We start from the raw sequence: 24435 nt of genomic DNA, 5'->3' as shown, positions 1-24435 counted from the left end.
AGCGCGACACCGCAAACTAAGAGCGGGTCGCGGCAGGGAAACAGCCGACGAACGGTGCCGAACCGCTGGCGTCAATAACTCATCGATATGCGCAGATCATGCGAACAAGTGATAGCATGAGGCCACCATCAGAAGCCGGACCACGGCCCCTACTCGAAGCCAGGCCATGATCGATCAAGAAGATCCCAGCCGCGACCGCCTCAAGCATCATTTCGCCCAGCGCGTGATCCATCAGGCGCGGCATGTGCTGGAGGTCTGGCAGCGGTTGCAGTCGAGCGAATGGACCGCCCCGCACATGGCCGAACTGGCCGAGGCCAACGAACGGCTGCTGCGCTATGCCGAGCGTTTCGAGCAGGCCGGGCACGCTCAGCTCGCCCACGGCATCGCCCACTGCCTGCATGCCATCGAAGCCAACCATGGACGCATCACCAGCGCGCTGATAAGCGAACTCAACCTGCTGATGCAGCGCCTGTCGCGCACCGGCCTGCGCCATCGCGACCGTCTCGAACAGACCTTCCTGCCGCCGCTGCGCAAGCCGGTCTACCTCGCGCTCCAGGACGTCGAGCGCGCCGAACGGCTGGGCCAGCAGCTCGAGTTCTTCGGTGTCAACGCACAAGCCCTTGGCGATGCCAATGCCTTTCGCAGCGCCATGGTCGAGCGCCATCCGGCGGCGATCGTCATGGAGATCGATTTCTCCGGCACCGGCTGCGGGTTGCGTCTGGCCGCGGAGGTCCAACAGGACCTGGAACAGAAGCTGCCCATCCTGTTCTTCAGCCACGAGGACACCGACACCCCGACCCGGCTCGCCGCGGTGCGCGCGGGCGGCGAGGAATTCTTCACCGGGACCCTGGACGCCTCCAGCCTGCTCGAACGCATCGAGGAACTGACCCACGTCACCCAGTACGATCCGTACAAGGTCCTGGTCATCGACGACTCGCGGGCCCAGGCGACCCATACCGAGCGCGTGCTGAACAGTGCCGGCATCGTCACCCGCACCCTCACCGAACCGATCCAGGCGATGGCCCAACTGGCCGACTTCCAGCCCGACCTGATCATCCTCGACATGTACATGCCGGAGTGCAACGGCACCGAGCTGGCCAAGGTGATCCGCCACAACGACCGCTATGTCAGCGTGCCGATCATCTACCTCTCCGCCGAGGACGATCTCGACAAGCAGCTGGATGCCATGAGCGAGGGCGGCGACGACTTCCTGACCAAGCCGATCAAACCGCGCCACCTGATCGCCACCGTGCGCAACCGCGCCGCCCGCGCGCGCAACCTGAAGGCCCGCATGGTGCGCGACAGCCTCACCGGCCTGTACAACCACACCCACACCCTGCAACTGCTGGAGGACGCCACCTTCCGCGCTCGCCGCGACGGCCAGCCGCTGGCTTTCGCCATGCTCGACATCGACCATTTCAAGCGGGTCAACGATACCTACGGGCATCCCATGGGCGACCGGGTGATCAAGAGCCTGGCCCTGTTCCTCAAGCAGCGCCTGCGCAAGACCGACCACATCGGCCGCTATGGCGGCGAAGAATTCGCCGTGATCCTGCCCGACACCGACGCGGCCTCGGCCTTCCGGGTGCTGGAAGAAATTCGCCAGCGGTTCGCCGAAATCCATTACCCGGCCAAACCGCAGGACCTGACCTGCACCTTCAGCTGCGGCGTCGCCGAATGGTCTGACGGGGTGGACAGCAAGATGCTGTCCAAGCAGGCCGACCAGGCGCTCTACCAGGCCAAGCACGGTGGCCGGAACCGGACGGTGATTTTCTCCGGCTGACGCCAGGGACAACTCGCAAGGCCAAATAGTGGCCTTGCGCCACTTCTGTCATCATCCTGCAACCAAACCGCAATAACGTCTGGCTACCGCCGTTCCCCGGTATTGCCTAGATGCGCCTCAAGCTGCTCACCAACCTCAACACCCTGCTCCTGGTCACCGTCTGCCTCGCCCTGGGCGCCACCCTCTGGTGGTCGCAACGCGCCCTGGAGCGCCCCTATCTGTTGATGGCGAACTACCTGAGCCTGTCGCAGCAGTTCCAGAACGATGTGGCGCAAAGCATCCACGACTACCTCGCCAGCGGCGATGCCCTGCGCCACAGCGCCGCCAGCCAGGCCATCGATGAGCTGGAACGGGAGCTGGATAGCCTGCCGGAGCCGTTGGCCGATTCGCTGCGACCGACCTTTGGAGAACTGCGCGACTTTGTCGCCACCGACCTGCTGGCCGCCGGAAAACTGGCTGGCGATCCGCAGGGCCTGCTGTTGCAGGCGGAGCGGGAGATTGGCGGGCTCCTCGACCAGCTTGCCCAGTACGCCGACAGCAGCACCCAAGCAGCCGCCGCCGACTATCGCCCTCCGCTGTTCCAGATCGCCCAGCACCTGCAACGTCTTGCCCATGCCCGCGACAAACTGGTGGCCAGCGGGCGCGTCGAACTGGCCGCGGATGTCGAGCGGGAAATCGCCGCCCTCCAGCGCCAGGCCGAACGCCTGGACGCCCTGCCCCTGCTCGGCGTGGAAGAGCGGAGCCCCTCCGATGGCAACGCGTTCGCCGCGCTGCTCGGCCTGGACAGCGACACCGAAGAACAGCAGGCCGAAGACCGGGGAATCGCCCTCAAGCGCGAGCTGAACAGCCTGATCAAACGCTACCCGGGCGAGCTGGCCCGCACCCGGGAGCTGATCCAGCGCCGCACCGAACTGGCCAATACCACCCGCCAGAAGCTGGCCGCCCTGCAGCAGGCCCTGGCCGCGCTGGAACCCGCCGTACGGGCCGAGCATGGCCGTATCCAGGGCGAGGTTCGCCTGATCCAGGGGCTGATGATCGTCCTGATCCTGCTCATCGCCTTGACCATCGACACCATCCAGCGCCGCCTGGCCCGCGTCCTCGGGCGCCTGGTTCCAGCATTGTCGGCCTGGGCCGCCGGCGATTTCGCGATGGATATCCGCCTCGACGCACGCACCCGCGAACTGCGCGACATCGAAGACTCTCTCAATCACCTGCGCGCCTACCTGGTCGATCTGGTCGGCACTATCCGCCGGCATGCCGAGCAGGTCGCCGGCAGTAGTCGCACCCTGGCCGGGCTGAGCAGCGGCCTGCACAGCGGCGCCGAACGCCAGGCGGGCGACACCGCCCTGATCCGCGACGCCCTGGGCGAACTGGAGGCCACCATCCAGCAGGTTGCCGACGATGCCAGCCAGGCCGCCAACGCCAGCCGCCAGGCCGGGCGCTCGGTGGAACAGGGACAAGGGGTCATCGACCAGAGCCTGGCGGGCCTGCACGGGCTGGTCAGCGAAGTCCAGGACAACGCCCAGGCCATCGAGCGCCTGGCCGAGGAAACTGCCACCATCGGCAACGTGCTGACCGTGATCCGCGCCATCGCCGAGCAGACCAACCTGCTGGCGCTGAACGCCGCCATCGAGGCCGCCCGTGCCGGCGAGCAAGGGCGCGGCTTCGCCGTGGTCGCCGAGGAAGTCCGCTCCCTGGCCCAGCGCACCACCGGCGCCACCGAGGAAATCCAGCAACTGATCGCCCGCCTGCAACAGGCCGCCCGTCAGTCGGTGGAGGCCATGCGCGCCCAGGTCGAGCATGCGCAGGACACCGCCCTCCAGGCCGAAGCCGCCGATGGCGCGCTGGTGGAAGTGGTCGAAGCGATCCGCACCATCGCCAGCATGGCCGAACGCATCGCCGAAGCCACCGCCCAGCAGAGCGGCGCGGTGAGCGATATCCGCGATCACAGCGAACGCATCCACAGCCTCGGCAGCGACAACCTGCAGCGCATCGGCGAAGGACGCCACCAGGGCGAACAACTGCTCGAACTCGGCGGCCGGCTGCATACCGCCGTCCAGGCGTTTCGCGTTTAACAGGCCGAGGCAGACACAGTCGGCATTCGGACAATCCCGTTTACAGCCCGGGCCTGCAGCCAGGCGCCTCACTCCGCTATCATGCGCGGATTACGGTTTAGCGAGATGCCCATGCCCCGCCTGCTGACCCTGTTGCTGTTCCTGGTCGCCCTCCCCGCCGCCGCGGGCCTCTTCGACAGCCGCCCCAGTCCCACCCTCGGCGCACCGCTGAATAACAGCAGCGACTTTCTGCCAGTGCGCGAAGCCTTCCGCCTGAGCCTGGTGGAGAGCGGCCCCGAGTCGGTGAAACTGCGCTTCGTCGCCGCCGAAGGCTATTACCTCTACCGGCACCGTTTCGCCTTCCGCACCGACCCGGCGGACATCGCCCTGGGCCAACCCCGGCTGCCGGCCGGCGAAGCCAAGACCGACGACTACTTCGGCGACGTCGAGGTCTACTACGGCGTGCTGGACGTCGACCTGCCGGTGGATAACCCGCAGCAGCGACCTTTCGCCCTGGAAGTCACCTACCAGGGTTGTGCCGACAAGGGGCTTTGCTATCCGCCGGAAACCGAACGCATCGCCATCGGCGACCTTCCGAGCGGCGCCTCCGCCCCAAGCACCAGCGAACCCGCCCGCCAACCCCGCGATCTGGACTGGAAGGCCCTGGCGCTGTTCTTCCTCGCTGGCCTCGGCCTGACTTTTACCCCCTGCGTCCTACCCATGCTGCCGATCCTTTCCGGCGTGGTGCTGCGCGGGCAGATCGGCGGCCTGCGCGGCCTCGCCCTGTCGCTGGCCTACGTACTGCCGATGGCGGCCTGCTTCGCCCTGCTCGGCGCGCTGATGGGCGTGTTCGGTGCCGAACTCAATCTCCAGGCGCGCCTGCAATCGCCCTGGGTGCTGGTGCCCTTCGCCGCCTTCTTCGGCCTGTTCGCCCTGGCCATGTTCGGCGTCTTCGAAATGCGCCTGCCGCATTTCATCAGTGCGCCGCTCGACCGCCTGGCCGGCAACACTCGTGGCGGTTCGCTGTGGGGGGCTGCGCTGCTCGGCGTGCTGTCCAGCCTGCTGGTCTCCCCCTGCGTGTCCGCCCCGCTGGCCGGCGCCCTGCTCTATATCAGCGCCAGCGGCGATGCGCTCGGCGGCGGGCTGAAGCTGTTCGCCCTCGGTCTCGGCATGGGCACCCCGCTGGTGCTGTTCGCCCTGGGCGGCGGCGCGCTGCTGCCGAAATCCGGTATCTGGATGGTATCGGTGCGCAACGCCTTCGGCGTCCTGCTGCTCGCCGTCGCCGTGTGGTTGCTCGAACGGGTGCTGCCGGGCCCGCTGACCCTGGCACTGTGGGGCTTGCTCGCCGCCGGCGTGGCACTCTGGCTCGGCGCCCTGGAATTCACGCCGAAGACGCACCGGCAGAAGCTCGCCCAGCTCGCTGGCCTCGCCCTGCTGGTCTATGCCCTGGCCAGTTGGGTCGGGGCGCTGCAAGGCCAGTCCGATCCCCTGCGCCCACTCGGTCGTGTCCCGCTCGCCGGCAATGCTCTACCGGCCAGCAGCGCAGGCGAATGGCGCACCATCACCCAACCCACCGAGTTGGATACCGCCCTGGCCGAGGCCAAGGCGGCCGGCCAGCCGCTGCTGCTCGACTGGTATGCCGACTGGTGCATCAGTTGCAAGGTGATCGAGCGTGAAGTCCTGACCGCTCCCGAAGTAGCCAGCCAACTCGGTGCCTTCCGCCTCGTCCGCTTCGACATGACCGAGAGCAACCCGGCCCAGCGTGCCCTGCTCGATCGCTATCGGCTGTTCGGCCCTCCGGCCATCCTCTTTTTCGCCGACAACGGCGACGAAATCGCCGAGCTGCGGGTGATCGGGGAAATCGATGCGGCGAACTTCGCCGAACGTCTGCAACGCAGCAAAGCGCTTCGCTGAGCCCTTCCTCATATTTCTGCCGTAAATGCCGGCCAATGTGCCGGCATTTACGGCAAACGCGCCATGACTGGACAGTCACTCCGCTTTTCCGGCATAGTCCTCGCCAGCCGCGAAACCTGACAAGGATAAGTAACCGACCATGGCTACCCTACTGGTCCTGCATGGCCCCAACCTGAATCTTCTCGGCACCCGCGAGCCGGGCGTCTATGGCGCCGTCACCCTCGACCAGATCAACCAGGATCTGGAGCGCCGCGCCCGCGAGGCCGGCCACCACCTGCTCTACCTGCAGAGCAATGCCGAGTACGAACTGATCGAGCGCATTCATGCCGCCAGGGGCGAAGGTGTCGACTTCATCCTGATCAATCCCGCCGCATTCACACATACCAGCGTCGCATTACGTGACGCGCTGCTGGCGGTGAGCATCCCATTCATCGAAGTGCACCTGTCCAACGTGCACAAGCGTGAACCTTTTCGTCATCACTCCTACTTCTCCGATGTTGCGGTAGGGGTGATCTGCGGCCTCGGCGCCACCGGCTATCGCCTGGCCCTGGAGGCGGCACTGGAACAACTGGCCACGTCCTGAACGCACTCGCGAGCGCAAGCACGCAAGGCGGGAACAGACGCGAAGGCGTCGGGAAACGGCCGGAACCCCCTGACCACACTTGGGAGTCGACCCTTAATGGATATCCGTAAAGTCAAGAAACTGATCGAACTGCTGGAAGAGTCCGGTATCGACGAGCTGGAGATTCGCGAGGGCGAAGAGTCCGTGCGCATCAGCCGCCACGGCAAGACCGTCGCTCCGCAGCAGGTCTACGCTGCCGCACCCGCCCCGGTCGCCATGGCCGCCGCCCCTGCGGCAGCGCCTGCTCCGGCCGCCGAAGCCGCTGCCCCGGCCGCGCCCAAGCTGAACGGCCACGTGGTTCGCTCGCCGATGGTCGGCACCTTCTACCGTTCGCCGTCCCCGACTGCCTCTTCTTTCGTCGAGATCGGCCAGAGCGTCAAGAAAGGCGACATCCTCTGCATCGTCGAAGCCATGAAGATGATGAACCACATCGAGGCCGAAGCCAGCGGCGTCATCGAATCCATCCTGGTGGAAAACGGTCAGCCGGTGGAATACGACCAGCCGCTGTTCACCATCGTCTGAACCGCGGAGAGCCTGCGATGTTGGAAAAAGTCCTGATCGCCAACCGCGGCGAGATCGCCCTGCGCATCCTTCGCGCCTGCAAGGAGCTGGGCATCAAGACGGTGGCGGTGCACTCCACGGCGGACCGCGAGCTGATGCACCTGTCGCTGGCCGACGAAACCGTCTGCATCGGGCCGACCTCCGCCGCCCAGTCCTACCTGAACATTCCGGCGATCATCGCCGCTGCCGAAGTGACCGGCGCGACCGCGGTCCACCCGGGCTACGGCTTCCTTGCCGAAAACGCCGACTTCGCCGAGCAGATCGAGCGCTCCGGCTTCGCCTTCGTCGGCCCGACCGCCGACGTGATCCGCCTCATGGGCGACAAGGTGTCGGCCAAGGACGCGATGAAGAAGGCCGGCGTTCCCACCGTACCGGGCTCTGACGGCCCGTTGCCGGAAGACGAGGAAACCGCCCTGGCCATCGCCCGCGAGGTCGGCTACCCGGTGATCATCAAGGCTGCCGGCGGCGGCGGCGGTCGCGGCATGCGCGTGGTGCACAAGGAAGAGGACCTGATCAAGTCGGCGCGTCTGACCCGTACCGAGGCCGAGGCCGCGTTCGGCAACGGCATGGTCTACCTGGAGAAATTCCTGGTGAACCCGCGTCACGTGGAAGTCCAGGTGCTGGCCGACGGCCAGGGCAACGCCATCCACCTGGGCGATCGCGATTGTTCGCTGCAGCGCCGTCACCAGAAGGTCCTGGAAGAAGCCCCGGCACCGGATATCGACGAAGGCGCACGCGCCGAAGTGCTCGACCGCTGCGTCCGCGCCTGTATCGAGATCGGCTACCGCGGCGCCGGCACCTTCGAGTTCCTTTACGAAGACGGCCGCTTCTACTTCATCGAGATGAACACTCGCGTCCAGGTGGAGCACCCGGTCACCGAAATGGTCACCGGTATCGACATCGTCAAGGAGATGCTGCGCATCGCCGGCGGCGAAAAACTGTCGATCCGCCAGGAAGACATAGTCATCCGCGGCCATGCCCTGGAGTGCCGGATCAACGCGGAAGACCCGGACAACTTCATGCCCTGCCCCGGCAAGGTGCAGTACTTCCATGCACCGGGCGGCAACGGCATCCGTGTCGACTCGCACCTGTACAGCGGCTATGCGGTTCCGCCGAACTACGACTCGCTGATCGGCAAGCTGATCGCCTACGGCTCCAGCCGTGACGAGGCCCTGGCGCGCATGCGTAACGCCCTGGAAGAGATCGTGGTGGACGGGATCAAGACCAACATCCCGCTGCACCGCGACCTGGTCCGCGACAAGGGCTTCTGCAAAGGCGGCATCAACATCCACTACCTGGAAAAGAAACTGGGTATGGATAAGCACTAACTGCAAGCTGCAAGCTGCAAGCTGCAAGCTGCAAGCTGCAAGCTATATGATGTGCAACCAACGAGGGAGCGGCCAGTCCGCTCCCTCGCTTTTTTCTTGCAGCTTGAAGCTTGTGGCTTGAAGCTGCTCCCAAAGGGAGCTCCCCCATGCCGTGGCTACAAGTCCGCCTCGCCATCACCCCGGAACAGGCTGAAACCTACGAAGACGCCCTGCTCGGCGTCGGGGCCGTGTCGGTGACGTTCATGGATGCCGAGGACCAACCGATCTTCGAACCGGACCTGGGCACCACGCCGCTCTGGTCCCACACTCATCTTCTCGCCCTGTTCGAGGCCGATGTGGACCCGGCCAATCTGGTCGCCCATCTCGAGCTGCTCACCGGCGGCCCGCTGCCGGAGCACCAGATCGAACGCATCGAAGACCAGGACTGGGAGCGCAGTTGGATGGACAACTTCCAGCCGATGCGCTTCGGTCGCCGCCTGTGGATCGTCCCGAGCTGGCACGCCGCACCGAAGCCCGACGCGGTCAACCTGCTGCTCGATCCGGGCTTGGCCTTCGGCACCGGCACTCACCCGACCACCGCGCTCTGCCTGGAGTGGCTGGATGGCCAGGACCTCACGGGTCGCCAGTTGCTGGACTTCGGCTGCGGCTCGGGCATCCTCGCCATCGCCGCCCTGCTTCTCGGCGCCGAACGCGCCGTGGGCACCGATATCGATCCCCAGGCCCTGGAGGCCTCGCGGGACAATGCCGAGCGCAATGGCATCGCCCCCGCACGCTTCCCGCTTTACCTGCCGGAAGCGCTGCCGGCCGAACAGGCCGACGTGGTGGTTGCCAATATCCTCGCCGCCCCGCTGGTTTCGTTGGCACCGCAGATTACCCGACTGGTTAGGCCCGGCGGCCTCCTGGTGCTGTCCGGCGTGCTCGCCGAACAGGCGGACGAGGTCCGCGCCGCCTACCAGGACGCCTTCGAACTCGATCCGACCGCGGAAAAGGACGGCTGGGTTCGCATCAGCGGCCGCCGCCGCTGATTTCTGCCCGGCGTTTCGGTGACGCCGGGCAAGTTCCGCCGCAGCCCCTCTGCCGCAGCCGCGAGCGCTTGCGTTAGACTAGCCGCTTGTTTTCGCCGGACCGCCGGCCGCCGGACCCTTGCATGACCGAAACCTTCGTCACCCAATGCCCCCATTGCCAGACCAGCTTCCGCGTCAACCGCGCGCAGCTCGGCGCAGCCCATGGCGCAGTACGGTGCGGTGCCTGTCTGCATGTCTTCAATGCCGCCCGGCATCTGCTCGGCGCGCAACCGGCTGCCACACAACCGGCGCAGCCTCCCATGCCGCCCGCCAAGCCTGCTGCGCCGCCGGTCACGGCATCGCCCCCCCCGGCGCAACCGGCCCAGGCAGCGCCGGCCGTTGTACCGCCTCGGCCGCTACCGACGCCTCCGGCCGGAAAGCCGGCCAGCGATACGCTGTGGATTCACGACGACCTCGACCTGGACAGCCTCGACTTGGATGAAGAGCTGGCGAAGCTGGAACGGGAAGAGCAGGCGCTGCTGTCGAAGGAATTCCTCGCCCTGGAGAAAGCGCCGAAACCCGGGGAAAGCCTGCTGAAACCCCAGGAAGAAGCGCCGAACCGACACGACGAATCCTGGGCCGAGGCCCTGCTCAACGAGGAGCCTCCAAGCCGCCCGGCCAGCCTGACACCGCCGCCGGCTTCGTTGCCGCCGAAGTTCTCCGCTCCGGCTGTCGCCCCGGCACCCGAGGAGATCCCCGAGGTTCCGGCGAGCGCCAAACCACGCAGTGAACCTTTGATTTCCAGGTTGTCCGCCGATGAGGGCGACGAGGAACGGGGCGACCTGCAACTGCAGGCCGAACGCGACGACGATCCGTTGGGCGATTTCTACGGTTTCGACGACGTGACCGCCGAAGCGCCCACTACGGATGATGACGAGCCCGAGTCCGAAGCGCCTCGGCAGTCCTCCCGCCAGGAACCGGCACTGCGCGACGACAGCCTCTACGACCTGGCAGACGAACCGCTGCAACTGGACTGGCAACGACCGAAGAAACCCTGGGGTCGCTGGATCGGCTGGGGCCTGCTGAACCTGCTGGCCCTGCTCGCGCTCGGCGGGCAGTACGTCTGGTATCACTTCGACGAACTGGCGCGCCAGGACCGCTATCGCCCCTGGTTCGAGCAGCTTTGCCCGGAACTCAGCTGCACGCTGCCGTCCAAGGTGGATATCGCCCAGATCAAGAGCAGCAACCTGGTGGTCCGCAGCCACCCGCAATTCGCCGGCGCGCTGGTGGTGGATGCCATCCTCTACAACCGGGCGCCTTTCGCCCAGCCGTTCCCGCTGCTGGAACTGCGCTTCGCCGACCTCAACGGTCAACTCCTGGCCAGTCGCCGGTTCAAGCCGAGCGAATACCTGGGCGGCGAGCTGGCCGGACAGACGGAAATGCCGCCGCAGACGCCCATTCACATTTCCCTGGATATCCTCGACCCGGGTGCCAAGGCCGTGAACTACAGTCTCAGCTTCCACTCGCCCGAGTAGGCCATTCGCCCGGCCTTTCGGGCCCCATCATTTCCGCCATTTATTAAGCACCAGCGAACCGTTGGCGATAAGCCGGCGGCTGTTCAGAATATATACAAAAACAGCGCAAAGACTGTTCAGAATATATACAAAACAGCCTTTATCCGGTCATCGAGAGCGGGTATCATGCCCACCCTTTTTCATAGTCCCCCGATCGAACCTGAGCGCAGTCTCCAAGCAGGGAAGACACATGGCGGTACGCATCGGCCCTTACACGTTGCCCAACCGGTTGATCCTCGCCCCCATGGCAGGCGTCACCGACAGACCGTTTCGTCTGCTGTGCCGTCGCCTCGGCGCCGGCCTGGTCGTGTCCGAGATGGTCACCAGCGACGTGCGCCTGTGGAACAGCCGCAAGTCGCGACTGCGCCTGCTGCACGAAGGGGACCCGGAGCCACGCTCGGTGCAGATCGCCGGGGGTGACCCGCAGATGCTCGCGGAAGCGGCCCGGCGTAACGTCGAGTTGGGCGCCCAGATCATCGACATCAACATGGGCTGTCCGGCCAAGAAGGTCTGCAACAAGGCCGCCGGCTCCGCTCTGATGAAGGACGAAAGCCTGGTCGAAGCGATTCTTCAGGCAGTGGTCGCCGCGGTGGACGTGCCGGTGACCCTGAAGATCCGCACCGGCTGGGACCGTCAGAACAAGAACGGCTTGCGCGTGGCGAAGATCGCCGAGCAGGCCGGGATCGCCGCGCTGGCCGTGCATGGCCGTACCCGCGCCGATCTGTACACCGGCGAAGCCGAGTACGACACCATTGCCGCGATCAAGCAGGCGGTATCGATGCCGGTGTTCGCCAATGGCGACATCGACTCGCCGCGCAAGGCCCGCACGGTGCTCGAACGCACCGGCGCCGATGCGCTGTTGATCGGCCGGGCTGCCCAGGGGCGGCCGTGGATCTTCCGTGAGATCGAACATTACCTGGCGACCGGCAACGAACTGCCGCCGCCGTCGTTGACCGAGGTGGAACGCATTCTGCTTGAGCACCTGGCCGCGCTTCACGCCTTCTATGGCGAGGAAATGGGCGTACGCATCGCCCGCAAGCATGTCGGCTGGTATCTCGCAACTCTGCCGGGCGCCAGGGAGTTTCGCGCCCATTTCAATCGTTTGGACAATACGGACGCGCAATGCGCCAACGTTCGGCAGTACTTCGCCGAACGTCAGAACGGAGAAGAGGTGGCCGCATGACGACGATGACCGAGACTTTAGTGAGTGGAACCGCACCCGTGAGCGACAACGTCAACCTGAAACAGCACCTGACCACGCCGAGTGAAGAGGGCCAGACCCTGCGCGGCAGCGTGGAAAAAGCGCTGCGCAACTATTTCGCCCACCTCGAAGGGGCCTCCGTCACCGACGTCTACAATCTGGTGCTTTCCGAAGTGGAAGCCCCCTTGCTGGAAACCGTCATGAATTACGTGAAAGGTAACCAGACCAAGGCCTCCGAACTGCTCGGCCTCAACCGCGGCACGCTACGCAAGAAGCTCAAGCAGTACGACCTTCTCTAAGCCTCAAGCGGCAAGCCACAAGCCTCAAGTCGAGGCGTTTCTTCTTGTAGCTTGCCGCTTGTAGCTTGCAGCTAAAACCCTGATGGAATCGTTATGACCGACCAGACCACCCGCATTCCCGTCCGCCGCGCACTGATCAGCGTTTCCGACAAGACCGGTATCCTTGACTTCGCCCGCGAACTCGTCGCGCTCGGGGTGGAGATCCTGTCCACCGGCGGGACCTACAAGCTGCTCAAGGACAACGGCATCGCCGCGGTGGAAGTCGCCGATTACACCGGCTTCCCGGAAATGATGGACGGCCGGGTCAAGACCCTGCATCCGAAGATCCATGGCGGCATCCTTGGCCGTCGCGACCTCGACGGCGCGGTGATGGAGCAGCACGGCATCAAGCCGATCGATCTGGTGGCGGTCAATCTCTACCCCTTCGAAGCCACCGTGGCCAAGCCCGATTGCGACCTGCCCACCGCCATCGAGAACATCGATATCGGCGGACCGACCATGGTCCGTTCCGCGGCGAAGAACCATAAGGACGTTGCCATCGTGGTCAACGCCGGCGACTACGCCGGTATCGTCGAAAATCTCAAGGCCGGCGGCTTGACCTACGCCCAGCGCTTCGACCTGGCGCTGAAGGCCTTCGAGCACACCGCCGCCTACGACGGCATGATCGCCAACTACCTGGGCACCATCGACCAGAGCCGCGATACCCTCTCCACAGAGAGCCGCGGCGCCTTCCCGCGCACCTTCAACAGCCAGTTCATCAAGGCCCAGGAAATGCGCTACGGCGAGAACCCGCACCAGAGCGCGGCCTTCTACGTCGAGAGCAAGCCGGCCGAGGCCAGCGTCGCCACCGCGCGCCAACTGCAGGGCAAGGAACTCTCCTTCAACAACGTCGCCGATACCGACGCAGCCCTGGAGTGCGTGAAGAGCTTCGTCAAGCCGGCCTGTGTCATCGTCAAGCACGCCAACCCCTGCGGCGTCGCCGTGGTGCCGGAAGACGAAGGCGGCATCCGCAAGGCCTATGACCTGGCCTACGCCACCGACACCGAATCCGCGTTCGGCGGCATCATCGCCTTCAACCGCGAACTGGACGGCGAAACTGCCAAGGCCATCGTCGAGCGCCAGTTCGTCGAAGTGATCATCGCGCCCAAGGTCACCCAGGCCGCTCGCGACGTGGTCGCCGCCAAGGCCAACGTACGCCTGCTCGAGTGTGGCGAGTGGCCGGCCGAGCGTGCACCGGGCTGGGACTTCAAGCGCGTCAACGGCGGCCTGCTGGTGCAGAGCCGCGACATCGGCATGATCCAGGCGTCCGACCTCAAGGTGGTGACCAAGCGCGCCCCCACCGAGCAGGAAATCCATGACCTGGTGTTCGCCTGGAAGGTGGCCAAGTTCGTCAAATCCAACGCCATCGTCTACGCCAAGAACCGCCAGACCGTCGGTGTCGGCGCCGGCCAGATGAGCCGCGTGAACTCCGCCCGCATCGCCGCCATCAAGGCCGAGCACGCCGGACTGGAAGTGAAAGGCGCGGTGATGGCCAGCGACGCCTTCTTCCCGTTCCGCGACGGCATCGACAACGCCGCGGCGGCCGGTATCACCGCGGTGATCCAGCCGGGTGGCTCGATGCGCGACAATGAAGTCATCGCCGCCGCCGACGAAGCCGGCATCGCCATGGTATTTACTGGCATGCGCCATTTCAGGCATTGATCCGGCCGCACTGAAACCGGCATCTGCTGTGTTGCCCTGGGTTCCTCCAATGCTCATTGCCAGTCGGCAACTCCGCTTGTCGAAACCCAGGGCGCCTTGCATCTACCGGCTTCATTGCGACCTCACTTCTGAATTGCCAAGTTTTTCGTAGGATGGATAACACTCTGTTTATCCGCCGAACGGGCCGCAGGCTCGGCTCCATAGGGAGAAATTCATGAACGTATTGATCATCGGCAGCGGTGGCCGTGAACACGCCCTGGCGTGGAAAGTCGCCCAGGACCCGCGTGTGGAGAAGGTCTTCGTCGCGCCGGGCAACGCCGGTACCGCCACCGAGGCGAAGTGCGAGAACGTCGCCCTCGACGTATTGGCGCTGGACAAGCTGGCCGATTTCGCCGAGCAGAACGTGCAACTGACCATCGTCGGCCCCGAGGCTCCGCTGGTCGCCGGTGTGGTGGACCTGTTCCGCCGCCGCGGCCTGGCGATCTTCGGCCCCACCGCCGCTGCCGCCCAATTGGAAGGCTCCAAGGCCTTCACCAAGGACTTCCTCGCCCGCCACAAGATTCCCACCGCCGCCTACCGGAACTTCACCGACGTCGAACCGGCACTGGCCTATCTGCGCGAACAGGGCGCACCGATCGTGATCAAGGCCGACGGCCTGGCCGCCGGCAAGGGCGTGATCGTCGCCATGACCCTCGAGGAAGCCGAAGCCGCCGTGCGCGACATGCTCTCCGGCAATGCCTTCGGTGACGCCGGGGCGCGGGTGGTGATCGAAGAGTTCCTCGAAGGCGAGGAAGCCAGCTTCATCGTCATGGTCGATGGCCAGAACGTCCTGCCGATGGCCACCAGCCAGGATCACAAGCGCGTCGGCGACGGCGACAGCGGTCCCAACACCGGCGGCATGGGCGCCTACTCCCCGGCACCGGTGGTCACCCCGGACGTGCACCAGCGCGTGATGGACGAAGTGATCTGGCCGACCGTGCGCGGCATGGCCGAGGAAGGCAACGTCTACACCGGCTTCCTCTATGCCGGCCTGATGATCGACAAGACCGGCGCGCCCAAGGTGATCGAGTTCAACTGCCGCTTCGGCGACCCGGAAACCCAGCCGGTCATGCTGCGCCTGGAATCCTCCCTGGTGCTGCTGATCGAGGCCGCCCTGGCCAAGGCCCTGGACAAGGTCGAGGCGACCTGGGACCCGCGCCCGACAGTGGGCGTGGTGATCGCCGCCGGCGGCTACCCGGGCGACTACGCCAAGGGTGACGTGATCGAGGGACTGGACGCCGCCGCCAGGATCGACGGCAAGGTATTCCACGCCGGTACCGCGCTGAAGGACGGCCAGGTCGTCACCGCCGGCGGCCGCGTGCTGTGCGCCACCGCCATCGGCCCGAGCGTGTCGTCCGCCCAGCAACAGGCCTACCGCCTGGCCGAGCAGATCCGCTGGAACGGCAGTTTCTACCGCAAGGACATCGGCTACCGCGCCATCGCCCGGGAACGTGGCGAGAAATAAAACGCAGAAAAAGCGAAAAAAGCGTGTCGAAGTCGGACTTATGTCTGACTTCGGTGCGTTACTCGGGGGCGGGCGCTTGTCTATAATCGGGCCACTTACTCACGAAGGGACTTCGCCGTGCGTCGGCTCAGGAATGCCATAGCCCTCTTCGTCAGCCTCCTGCTGACCCTGCTCTGTCAGTTACCTGCCCAGGCGCAGGAGGGACAGTGGTTCGCGCTGATCGACCACGACGCCACACTGCAGCTCGGCGACATCCGCTCCCCCCGCTACCATTCGCAATTCACCCCGGTCGAACTCGACCAGCTCTACACCCCGGGCGGTCCCAACGCCCTCTGGCTGCGCTACCGCCTGCAGCCCGAAGACCGCGAACAACTGATACGGGTCTTCGCGCCCTACCTCGCCTATCTCGACCTGTACGTGATGCGCGGCGACGAACTGGTCGCCCATACCCGCACCGGCGCGCGCCTGCCCTTCGCCGACCGCCCCCTGCCCAGCCGCGACTTCCTGTTGCCGCTCCCCATTGCCCGCGAGCCGCTGGATATCTATCTGCGTCTGGCTTCGGAACATGCCCTGCGCCCCACCGTCAGCCTGCAATCCGCCGCGATGATGGCCGCCGACGATAACCGTCCGCTGCTCATCGGCCTGCTGGTCGGCGGCCTGGTCATGCTGGTCCTGTATAACCTGCTGCGCTTCGTCTACACCCACGCCCTGAGCAGCCTGTGGCTGGCCGGCACCCAGCTCGCTATCCTCAGTACCGCGCTCAGCCTGCTGGGCATCAGCACCCCCTGGCTCGGCGAATGGCAGACCGCCCAGCCGCAGATCGCCAACCTCTCCATGCTGCTGGCGATGCTCGGCGCGCTGGCCTTCACCGCCAGCTTCTTCCGCCGGGTCTGCTCCAATACGCCGCTCACCGGCCTGCTTATCGGCGAAATCGTGGCGATCGGCCTGATCTGCCTGGTACTGCTGATCGCCACGGACCTGCAATTCAACCAACTGGTCTACCTGCTCTCCGCCCTGGCCGGGCTCACCATCCTGCTGGTGTCCGCCTACCACTGGGCCCATGGCTACCGGCCGGCCCGGCTGTTCACCCTGGCTGTACTGATCTTCTGCTTCGCCTTCATCGGCACCCTGCCGGTGCTGTTCGGCTACTGGCAGGTGAAATCGGACTGGCTGGTCTACGGCCTGCTGGCCGTTTCCACGGTCAGCGGCATGATGCTCAGCCTGGCCCTGGCGGAACGCCAGCGGCGCATCGTCCAGGACAAGTTCACCGCCAGCCGCGCCCTGGCAGCCAGCTCGGCCGAACTGAAGGCCAAGGCCGAATTCCTCGCCAAGATCAGTCATGAAATCCGCACCCCGATGAACGGCGTGCTGGGCATGACCGAGCTGTTGTTGGGCACGCCGCTGTCGGCCAAGCAGCGCGACTACGTACAGACCATCCACAGCGCCGGCAACGAACTGCTTACGCTGATCAACGAGATTCTCGACATATCCAAGCTGGAATCCGGGCAGATCGAGCTGGACGACGTCCAGTTCGACCTCAACGCGCTGGTCGAGGACTGCCTCGACATCTTCCGCGCCAAGGCCGAGCAGCAGAAGGTGGAGCTGATCAGCTTCATGCAGCCGCAAGTACCGCGGGTGATCAGCGGCGACCCGACGCGCCTGCGCCAGACCCTGCTGAGCCTGCTGGATAATGCCTTCAAGCAGACCGACGAAGGCGAAATCCTGTTGGTGGTCGCCTTGGACAGCAGCGGCGACAGCCCGCGCCTGCGCATCGCCGTGCAGGACAGCGGCCGACCGCTGGAAGCCAGCGAACGCGAGGCGCTGCTCAACGCCGAGCTGCACAGCAAGGATTTCCTCTCCGCCACCAAGCTCGGCGGCCGCCTCGGCCTGATCATCGCCCGCCAACTGGTAGGCCTGATGGACGGGCAGTTCGGCATCCAGAGCGGCGGCAGCCAGGGCAACACGCTCTGGCTGACCCTGCCGCTGGACGCCGAGCGCCTGGAACAGCCGGTCACCGACCTGGACAGCACCCTGCAAGGCGCCCGCCTGCTGGTGGTGGACGACAACGACACCTGCCGCAAGGTGCTGGTGCAGCAGTGCAGCGCCTGGGGCCTGGCGGTCAGCGCCGTGCCGTCCGGCAAGGAAGCGCTGGCCCTGCTGCGGACCAAGGCGCACCTGCGCGAATACTTCGACGTGGTTCTGCTCGACCAGGAAATGCCAGGCATGTCCGGCATGCAGCTGGCGGCGAAGATCAAGGAAGACCCCAACCTCAGCCACGACATCCTGGTGATCATGCTCACCGGCATCAGTAACGCGCCGAGCAAGATCATCGCCCGCAACGCCGGCATCAAGCGCATCCTGGCCAAGCCGGTGGCCGGCTACACGCTCAAGACCACCCTCGCCGACGAACTGGCCCAGCGCAAGAAAGGCGCCGGCACGCGCCTGCCGCCGACACCGGTCAGCGAGCCGCTCGCCGTGCCCAGCGACTTCCGCATCCTGGTCGCCGAAGACAACACCATTTCCACCAAGGTCATCCGCGGCATGCTGAGCAAGCTCAACCTGCAGCCGGATACCGCCAGCAACGGCGAAGAAGCCCTCAGTGCGATGAAAACCAAGCAGTACGACCTGGTGCTGATGGACTGCGAAATGCCCGTGCTCGACGGCTTCTCCGCCACCGAGCAACTGCGGGAATGGGAAATCCGCGAGCAGCGCCCGCGCACGCCGGTGGTGGCGCTCACCGCGCACATCCTCGCCGAGCACAAGGAGCGCGCCCGCCAGGTCGGCATGGATGGTCACATGGCCAAGCCGGTGGAACTGTCGCAATTGCGCGAGCTCATCGAGCATTGGGTGACGGAAAAGGAATTGCGCCGCCAGCACGTGCTGCCCTGACGCCCCCCTGACAAGAGCCCTTTATGCTTTCCGAGTTGTTCAGCCTTTACCTGAGACTACTGGTGCTCTACAGCCCGTTCTTCGTGCTGTCCTGCTTTATCGGCCTCAGCCGCGGCTACACGGTGAAGGAGCGCAAGCGGCTGGCCTGGAAGGTCGCCCTCGGTGTGCTGGTCGCCAGCGTGCTGCTCTACCTGTTCGGCCGGCACATCTTCGTGCTGTTCGGCATCACCATCGATGCCTTCCGCATCGGCGCCGGCAGCGTGCTGTTCATTTCCGCGCTGGGCATGGCCCAGGGCAAGTCCGCCGTGCAGAGCGACAACGTCCAGCAGGACGTGACCATCGTGCCGCTGACCATCCCCCTCACCGTCGGTCCCGGCACCATCGGTGCGCTGCTGGTGATGGGCGCCACCCAGCCGCACTGGGACGACAAGCTGCTCGCCGTGCTGGCGATCCTCCTGGCCAGCCTCACCGTCGGCCTGGTGCTGTACCTGTCGAACCGCTTCGAACGCCTGCTCGGCGACCAGGGCCTGCAGATCGTCAGCCGCCTGATGGGGCTGTTCGTCTGCGCCCTCGCCGCACAGATCATCTTCACCGGGGTGAAGAACTACCTCGCCACGCCCTGATCGTCCCATCTCCGGCGATCGCCATCCGCCAGCACGGCTACGCCCCAAACGGGGGCAAACCGCTGGCGGCAACCGGACAACCCGCCCCTGCCTCGCACCAAACGAGTGCGATGCATTTCGCAGACGATCCCTGCATTTCTCCGCAAAACCCTTGAACTCGGGCGTTTGCAGCGCTTGGCACGGATGCTGCCATTGGCTCTGTGACCCGCTGGGTCTCACCCCTAAAAAGATGCGCATGGATTGGAGCCCGCCACATGAAACGCCGTCCTCTTCTGAAATCCACCCTGGCCGTCAGCGCTCTGCTGCTCAGCGGCCTGTTCCCGTACAGCACCCAGGCCGCCGAGACCATCAAGGTCGGCATCCTCCACTCGCTGTCGGGCACCATGGCCATCTCCGAGACCTCACTCAAGGACATGGCGTTGATGACTATCGACGAGATCAACGCGAAGGGCGGCGTGCTCGGCAAGCAACTCGAACCCGTAGTGGTCGACCCGGCCTCCAACTGGCCGCTGTTCGCCGAAAAGGCGCGCCAGTTGCTGACCCAGGATAAGGTGGCGGTGACCTTCGGCTGCTGGACCTCGGTATCGCGCAAATCCGTGCTGCCGGTCTACGAAGAACTCAACGGCCTGCTGTTCTACCCGGTGCAGTACGAAGGCGAAGAGCTGTCGCCGAACGTCTTCTACACCGGCGCGGCGCCGAACCAGCAGGCCATCCCGGCCGTCGAGTACCTGATGAGCGAAGACGGCGGCGGCGCCAAGCGTTTCTTCCTGCTCGGCACCGACTACGTCTACCCGCGCACCACCAACAAGATCCTGCGCGCCTTCCTGATTTCCAAGGGCGTGGCGGAGAAGGACATCGAAGAGGTCTACACCCCCTTCGGCCACAGCGACTACCAGACCATCGTCGCCAACATCAAGAAATTCTCCGCCGGCGGCAAGACCGCGGTGATCTCCACCGTCAACGGCGACTCCAACGTGCCCTTCTACAAGGAACTGGCCAACCAGGGCCTGGAAGCCACCGACGTGCCGGTGGTGGCCTTCTCCGTGGGCGAAGAGGAATTGCGCGGCATCGATACCAAGCCGCTGGTCGGCCACCTGGCCGCCTGGAACTACTTCCAGTCGGTGGAAAACCCGGTCAACACCGCATTCGTCGACAAGTGGAAAGCCTACGCCAAGGCCAAGGGCCTGCCGGGCGCCGACAAGGCGGTGACCAACGACCCGATGGAAGCCACCTACGTCGGCATCCACATGTGGGCCCAGGCCGTCGAGAAAGCCGGCAGCACGGATGTCGACAAGGTTCGCGAAGCCCTCGCCGGCCAGACCTTCGCCGCACCATCCGGCTACACCCTGACCATGGACAAGACCAACCACCACCTGCACAAGCCGGTAATGATCGGCGAGATCCAGGAAGACGGGCAGTTCTCCGTGGTCTGGGAAACCTCCAGCCCGATCCGGGCCCAGCCGTGGAGCCCGTTCATCCCGGGCAACGACAAGAAGCCGGACTACGCGGTGAAGTCGAACTGAGCAGGAAAGCCCTTTTCCCGTCCCTCTCTCCAGCGATGAGAGAGGGCTTGCTCCCCTCTCCCGCTTGCGGGAGAGGGGCCGGGGGAGAGGGTGTCCCTAGCCCGGACGCATCCAGGCTACGGCTCCATTCGAAGGACCTTGCAATGCCCACTGCCGTCATACGAATCCTGCTGTCACTGACCTTGTTGCTGCCGCTGACCAGCCATGCCGACGACGCCGCCGATTTCGCCCGGGCCAACCCGGCCAAGCAGGCCAAGCTGCTGGAAAGCTGGGGAGCCGAGCCCGATCCCGCCCGCCTGCCGCTGCTCGAGGCCTTGCAACAAGGGCGCATCGCCCTGGATGGCGAGAAACATCCCTTCGTCGACGAGTCCGGCACGCTGAAACCGCTCGAAGGCAGCGCCGAACCCGTGGGGACAACGCGCAAACTGCGCCTGAACAACCGCTTGCGCGGCCTGCTCAACGGCGCCCTGGCCAGCCACGCGCTGCTGGCCGACGATGCCGCCGCCCGCCTGGCCGCCGCCCAGCAACTGCAAAAGAGCGCCCGCCCCGCGCAATTGCCCTTGCTCAACCGGCGCATGGTCGCCGAGCAGGACGAAGCCGTGAAGAACGCTCTCGCCCTGGCCCTGGCCAACCTGCAACTGACCGATCCGGACCCGGCGATCCGCCTCGCCGCCGTGCGCCTGCTCGGCGAAACCGGCGACCCGCTGGCACGCACCCGCCTGGAGGGCCTGCTCGAACCCGGCGCCGAACAGGACGCCGCGGTGCGCACCGCCGCCGAGACCAGCCTGGCGCAGATCAAGCGCCGCCTGCTGGTGGGCGAACTGCTCGGCCAAGCCTTCAGCGGCCTGTCCCTGGGCAGCATCCTGCTGCTCGCCGCCCTCGGCCTGGCCATCACCTTCGGCCTGCTCGGGGTGATCAACATGGCCCACGGCGAAATGCTCATGCTCGGCGCCTACACCACCTACATGGTGCAGTTGCTGTTCCAGCGTGCTGCGCCGGAATACCTGGCGATCTACCCGCTGGCCGCGCTGCCGGTGGCCTTCTTCGTCACCGCCGCCATCGGCATGGCGCTGGAACGCACCGTGATCCGCTTTCTCTACGGCCGCCCGCTGGAAACCCTGCTGGCGACCTGGGGCATCAGCCTGATCCTCATCCAACTGGTGCGCGTGGCGTTCGGCGCGCAGAACGTCGAGGTCGCCAACCCGGCCTGGCTGTCCGGCGGCATCCAGGTGCTGCCCAACCTGGTGCTGCCCTACAACCGCCTGATCATCATCGGCTTCGCCCTGTTCGTGGTGGCGCTGACCTGGCTGCTGCTGAACAAGACCCGCCTCGGCCTCAACGTCCGTGCCGTCACCCAGAACCGCAACATGGCCGCCTGCTGCGGCGTGCCCACCGGCCGGGTGGACATGCTCGCCTTCGGCCTCGGCTCCGGCATCGCCGGCCTCGGTGGCGTCGCCCTGAGCCAGATCGGCAACGTCGGCCCCGACCTCGGCCAGAGCTACATCATCGACTCCTTCCTGGTGGTGGTACTCGGCGGCGTCGGCCAGCTCGCCGGCAGCGTGCTAGCGGCCTTCGGCCTGGGCATCGCCAACAAGATCCTCGAACCGCAGATCGGCGCCGTGCTGGGCAAGATTCTGATCCTGGCGCTGATCATCCTGTTCATCCAGAAGCGCCCGCAGGGGCTGTTCGCACTGAAAGGGAGGGTGATCGATTGAGCCGAGTCCCACTGACGCGTGGGCGAATGAATTCGTCCCTACAGATGTGCAACATCGCGGTATTCGCGCACCCCGCCCGAGGTGACCGCCGATGAACCAGCCCCTTGCCCTCACGGCCGCGCAGAAAGCCGGCCCGGCCGTCACCACGCTGGTGCTCGGCGCGTTGCTGGCGCTGCTCGTCGCCCTGCCCCTGCTGCACCTGTTACCGCCGGACAGCGCCCTGCACGTCTCCGCCTACACCCTGACGCTGGTGGGCAAGATTCTCTGCTACGCCATCGTCGCCCTGGCGCTGGACCTGGTCTGGGGCTACGCCGGCCTGCTGTCCCTCGGCCACGGGCTGTTCTTCGCCCTCGGCGGCTACGCCATGGGTATGTACCTGATGCGCCAGAGCGCTGGGGACGGCCTGCCGGCCTTCATGAGCTTCCTCGCCTGGACCGAACTGCCCTGGTACTGGTACGGCACCAGCAGCTTCCTCTGGTGCCTGGCCCTGGTGGTGCTGGTGCCCGGCCTGCTGGCGCTGGTGTTCGGTTTCTTCGCCTTCCGTTCGCGGATCAAGGGCGTGTACTTCTCGATCATGACCCAGGCGCTGACCTTCGCCGGCATGCTGCTGTTCTTCCGCAATGAAACCGGCTTCGGCGGCAACAACGGCTTCACCGGGTTCAGCCGCATCCTCGGTTTTTCGATCACCGCGCCAGGCACCCGCGCCGTGCTCTTCCTCGCCACCGTGGCGCTGCTCGCTGGCAGCCTCTACCTCGGCTGGCGGCTGGCACAGAGCAAGTTCGGCCGGGTACTCACCGCCGTGCGCGACGCCGAGAACCGCCTGATGTTCTGCGGCTATGACCCACGCGGCTACAAGCTGTTCGTCTGGACCCTGAGCGCCGTGCTCTGCGGCCTCGCCGGCGCGCTCTATGTGCCGCAGGTGGGCATCATCAACCCCAGCGAAATGGCGCCGACGCAATCCATCGAAGCCGCCGTCTGGGTCGCGCTCGGCGGACGCGGCACCCTGGTCGGCCCGCTGCTCGGCGCCGGAATCGTCAACGGCATGAAGAGCTGGTTCACCGTGGCCTTCCCGGAATACTGGCTGTTCTTCCTCGGCGCGCTGTTCATCGTCGTCACCCTGTTCCTGCCCAAAGGCGTATTCGGCCTGTTGAAGAAGGGGCAACCATGAAAGCCAGCGCCATCCCCGAACTCATGCTCGAACCCATTCTCGATGCCGGCAGCGGACGCGACGCCGTCGGCCTCGGCTCGCGCGCCGGGAAGCAGCTTGACGTCCGCCACGGCACCCTCCTCACGTTGGAAGACATCAACGTCAGCTTCGACGGCTTCAAGGCCCTGCGCGAGTTGACGCTGTACATCGGCGTCGGCGAGCTGCGCTGCGTGATCGGCCCCAACGGCGCCGGCAAGACCACGCTGATGGACGTGATCACCGGCAAGACCCGCCCGGACAGTGGCACCGCCTGGTTCGGCGAAACCTTCGACCTCACCCACATGAGCGAAGTCGAGATCGCCCAGGCCGGCATCGGTCGCAAGTTCCAGAAGCCCACGGTATTCGAGGCGCTGTCGGTGTTCGAGAACCTCGAACTGGCGCTGAAAACCGACAAGTCGGTCTGGGCCAGCCTGCGCGCCCGCCTCTCCGGCGAACAGCGCGACCGCATCGACGAGGTACTCGCCACCATCCGCCTGGACGGCTCGCGGCAACGCCCGGCCGGCTTGCTGTCCCACGGCCAGAAGCAATTCCTCGAGATCGGCATGCTGTTAGTCCAGGACCCGCAACTGCTGCTGCTCGACGAACCCGTCGCCGGGATGACCGACGCCGAGACCGAATTCACCGCCGAGCTGTTCAAGTCCCTGGCCGGCAAGCACTCGCTGATGGTGGTGGAACACGACATGGGCTTCGTTGGCAGCATCGCCGACCACGTCACCGTACTGCACCAGGGTCACGTTCTGGCCGAGGGCTCGCTGGAGCAGGTGCAGGCGGACGAGCGGGTGATCGAGGTGTATCTGGGACGATAAAGGCAGCGGCAAGTTTTAAGCTGCAAGTAAAAGCGGTGTTTTTTGATGGCTGGTGATCGTTCCCACGCTCCGCGTGGGAATGCAGTTCGCGACGCTCTGCGTCGCTGGGGACGCAGAGCGTCCCGGT

General features: G+C 65.6%; 18 protein-coding genes. All 18 read left to right on the top strand.

Annotated features, from left to right (window positions below; all coding sequences use genetic code 11):
• The first annotated feature begins 166 nt into the window (after positions 1–166).
• The gene (locus PIN01S_RS21525) at positions 167–1783 is read left to right on the top strand and encodes a response regulator (RefSeq protein WP_084338832.1); all 1617 of its coding nucleotides are present in this window, start codon (positions 167–169) and stop codon (positions 1781–1783) included.
• A 110-nt stretch (positions 1784–1893) separates the two neighbouring features.
• Positions 1894–3858 carry a methyl-accepting chemotaxis protein gene (locus PIN01S_RS21520; RefSeq protein ID WP_084338830.1) on the top strand — a complete coding sequence of 655 codons (1965 nt, stop codon included), beginning with the start codon at positions 1894–1896 and terminating at the stop codon, positions 3856–3858.
• Between the two features lie 111 nt (positions 3859–3969).
• Positions 3970–5751, top strand: coding sequence for a protein-disulfide reductase DsbD (locus PIN01S_RS21515; protein ID WP_084338828.1), 1782 nt, complete (start codon positions 3970–3972; stop codon positions 5749–5751).
• A 139-nt stretch (positions 5752–5890) separates the two neighbouring features.
• Positions 5891–6334 (top strand): type II 3-dehydroquinate dehydratase, encoded by a 444-nt coding sequence (gene aroQ, locus PIN01S_RS21510; RefSeq protein WP_084338826.1) that lies wholly within the window; start codon positions 5891–5893, stop codon positions 6332–6334.
• 96 nt (positions 6335–6430) lie between these two features.
• Positions 6431–6895, top strand: a complete 465-nt coding sequence (gene accB, locus PIN01S_RS21505) for an acetyl-CoA carboxylase biotin carboxyl carrier protein (protein WP_084338824.1) — start codon at positions 6431–6433, stop codon at positions 6893–6895.
• A 17-nt stretch (positions 6896–6912) separates the two neighbouring features.
• A complete protein-coding gene (accC, locus tag PIN01S_RS21500) occupies positions 6913–8262 on the top strand; it encodes an acetyl-CoA carboxylase biotin carboxylase subunit (RefSeq protein WP_084338822.1) in 1350 nt (449 codons plus the stop codon).
• A 146-nt stretch (positions 8263–8408) separates the two neighbouring features.
• Positions 8409–9287: a 50S ribosomal protein L11 methyltransferase gene (gene prmA, locus PIN01S_RS21495; protein ID WP_084338820.1), complete on the top strand. Its 879-nt coding sequence runs from the start codon at positions 8409–8411 to the stop codon at positions 9285–9287.
• Between the two features lie 122 nt (positions 9288–9409).
• The gene (locus PIN01S_RS21490) at positions 9410–10801 is read left to right on the top strand and encodes a DUF3426 domain-containing protein (protein ID WP_084338818.1); all 1392 of its coding nucleotides are present in this window, start codon (positions 9410–9412) and stop codon (positions 10799–10801) included.
• A gap of 229 nt (positions 10802–11030) precedes the next feature.
• On the top strand, positions 11031–12023 hold the full coding sequence (gene dusB / locus PIN01S_RS21485; RefSeq protein ID WP_084338816.1) for a tRNA dihydrouridine synthase DusB: 993 nt from the start codon (positions 11031–11033) through the stop codon (positions 12021–12023).
• Positions 12020–12340, top strand: a complete 321-nt coding sequence (gene fis, locus PIN01S_RS21480; protein ID WP_084338814.1) for a DNA-binding transcriptional regulator Fis — start codon at positions 12020–12022, stop codon at positions 12338–12340. The genes dusB and fis overlap by 4 nt, the downstream gene beginning before the upstream one ends.
• Before the next feature lie 93 nt (positions 12341–12433).
• Entirely contained in the window at positions 12434–14041 is a 1608-nt protein-coding gene (purH, locus tag PIN01S_RS21475) for a bifunctional phosphoribosylaminoimidazolecarboxamide formyltransferase/IMP cyclohydrolase (RefSeq protein ID WP_084338812.1), read from the top strand.
• Between the two features lie 214 nt (positions 14042–14255).
• Positions 14256–15545 carry a phosphoribosylamine--glycine ligase gene (purD, locus tag PIN01S_RS21470; protein WP_084338810.1) on the top strand — a complete coding sequence of 430 codons (1290 nt, stop codon included), beginning with the start codon at positions 14256–14258 and terminating at the stop codon, positions 15543–15545.
• Positions 15546–15662: 117 nt separating this feature from the next.
• On the top strand, positions 15663–18434 hold the full coding sequence (locus PIN01S_RS21465; RefSeq protein ID WP_084338808.1) for a hybrid sensor histidine kinase/response regulator: 2772 nt from the start codon (positions 15663–15665) through the stop codon (positions 18432–18434).
• 23 nt (positions 18435–18457) lie between these two features.
• Positions 18458–19057 carry a MarC family protein gene (gene tspR, locus PIN01S_RS21460; protein ID WP_084338806.1) on the top strand — a complete coding sequence of 200 codons (600 nt, stop codon included), beginning with the start codon at positions 18458–18460 and terminating at the stop codon, positions 19055–19057.
• Positions 19058–19311: 254 nt separating this feature from the next.
• The gene (gene urtA / locus PIN01S_RS21455) at positions 19312–20580 is read left to right on the top strand and encodes an urea ABC transporter substrate-binding protein (protein WP_084338804.1); all 1269 of its coding nucleotides are present in this window, start codon (positions 19312–19314) and stop codon (positions 20578–20580) included.
• Positions 20581–20723: 143 nt separating this feature from the next.
• Positions 20724–22295 carry an urea ABC transporter permease subunit UrtB gene (gene urtB, locus PIN01S_RS21450; protein WP_084338802.1) on the top strand — a complete coding sequence of 524 codons (1572 nt, stop codon included), beginning with the start codon at positions 20724–20726 and terminating at the stop codon, positions 22293–22295.
• Positions 22296–22386: 91 nt separating this feature from the next.
• Entirely contained in the window at positions 22387–23463 is a 1077-nt protein-coding gene (gene urtC, locus PIN01S_RS21445; RefSeq protein ID WP_084338800.1) for an urea ABC transporter permease subunit UrtC, read from the top strand.
• Positions 23460–24308, top strand: coding sequence for an urea ABC transporter ATP-binding protein UrtD (gene urtD / locus PIN01S_RS21440; RefSeq protein WP_090257308.1), 849 nt, complete (start codon positions 23460–23462; stop codon positions 24306–24308). Before urtC ends, urtD begins: the two co-directional genes overlap by 4 nt.
• The last annotated feature ends 127 nt before the right edge of the window (positions 24309–24435 follow it).

Origin of the sequence: Pseudomonas indica NBRC 103045 (assembly GCF_002091635.1) — a bacterium.
Taxonomy (GTDB): Bacteria; Pseudomonadota; Gammaproteobacteria; order Pseudomonadales; family Pseudomonadaceae; genus Pseudomonas_M; species Pseudomonas_M indica.
This window is presented reverse-complemented; position numbering and strand designations above follow the sequence as displayed.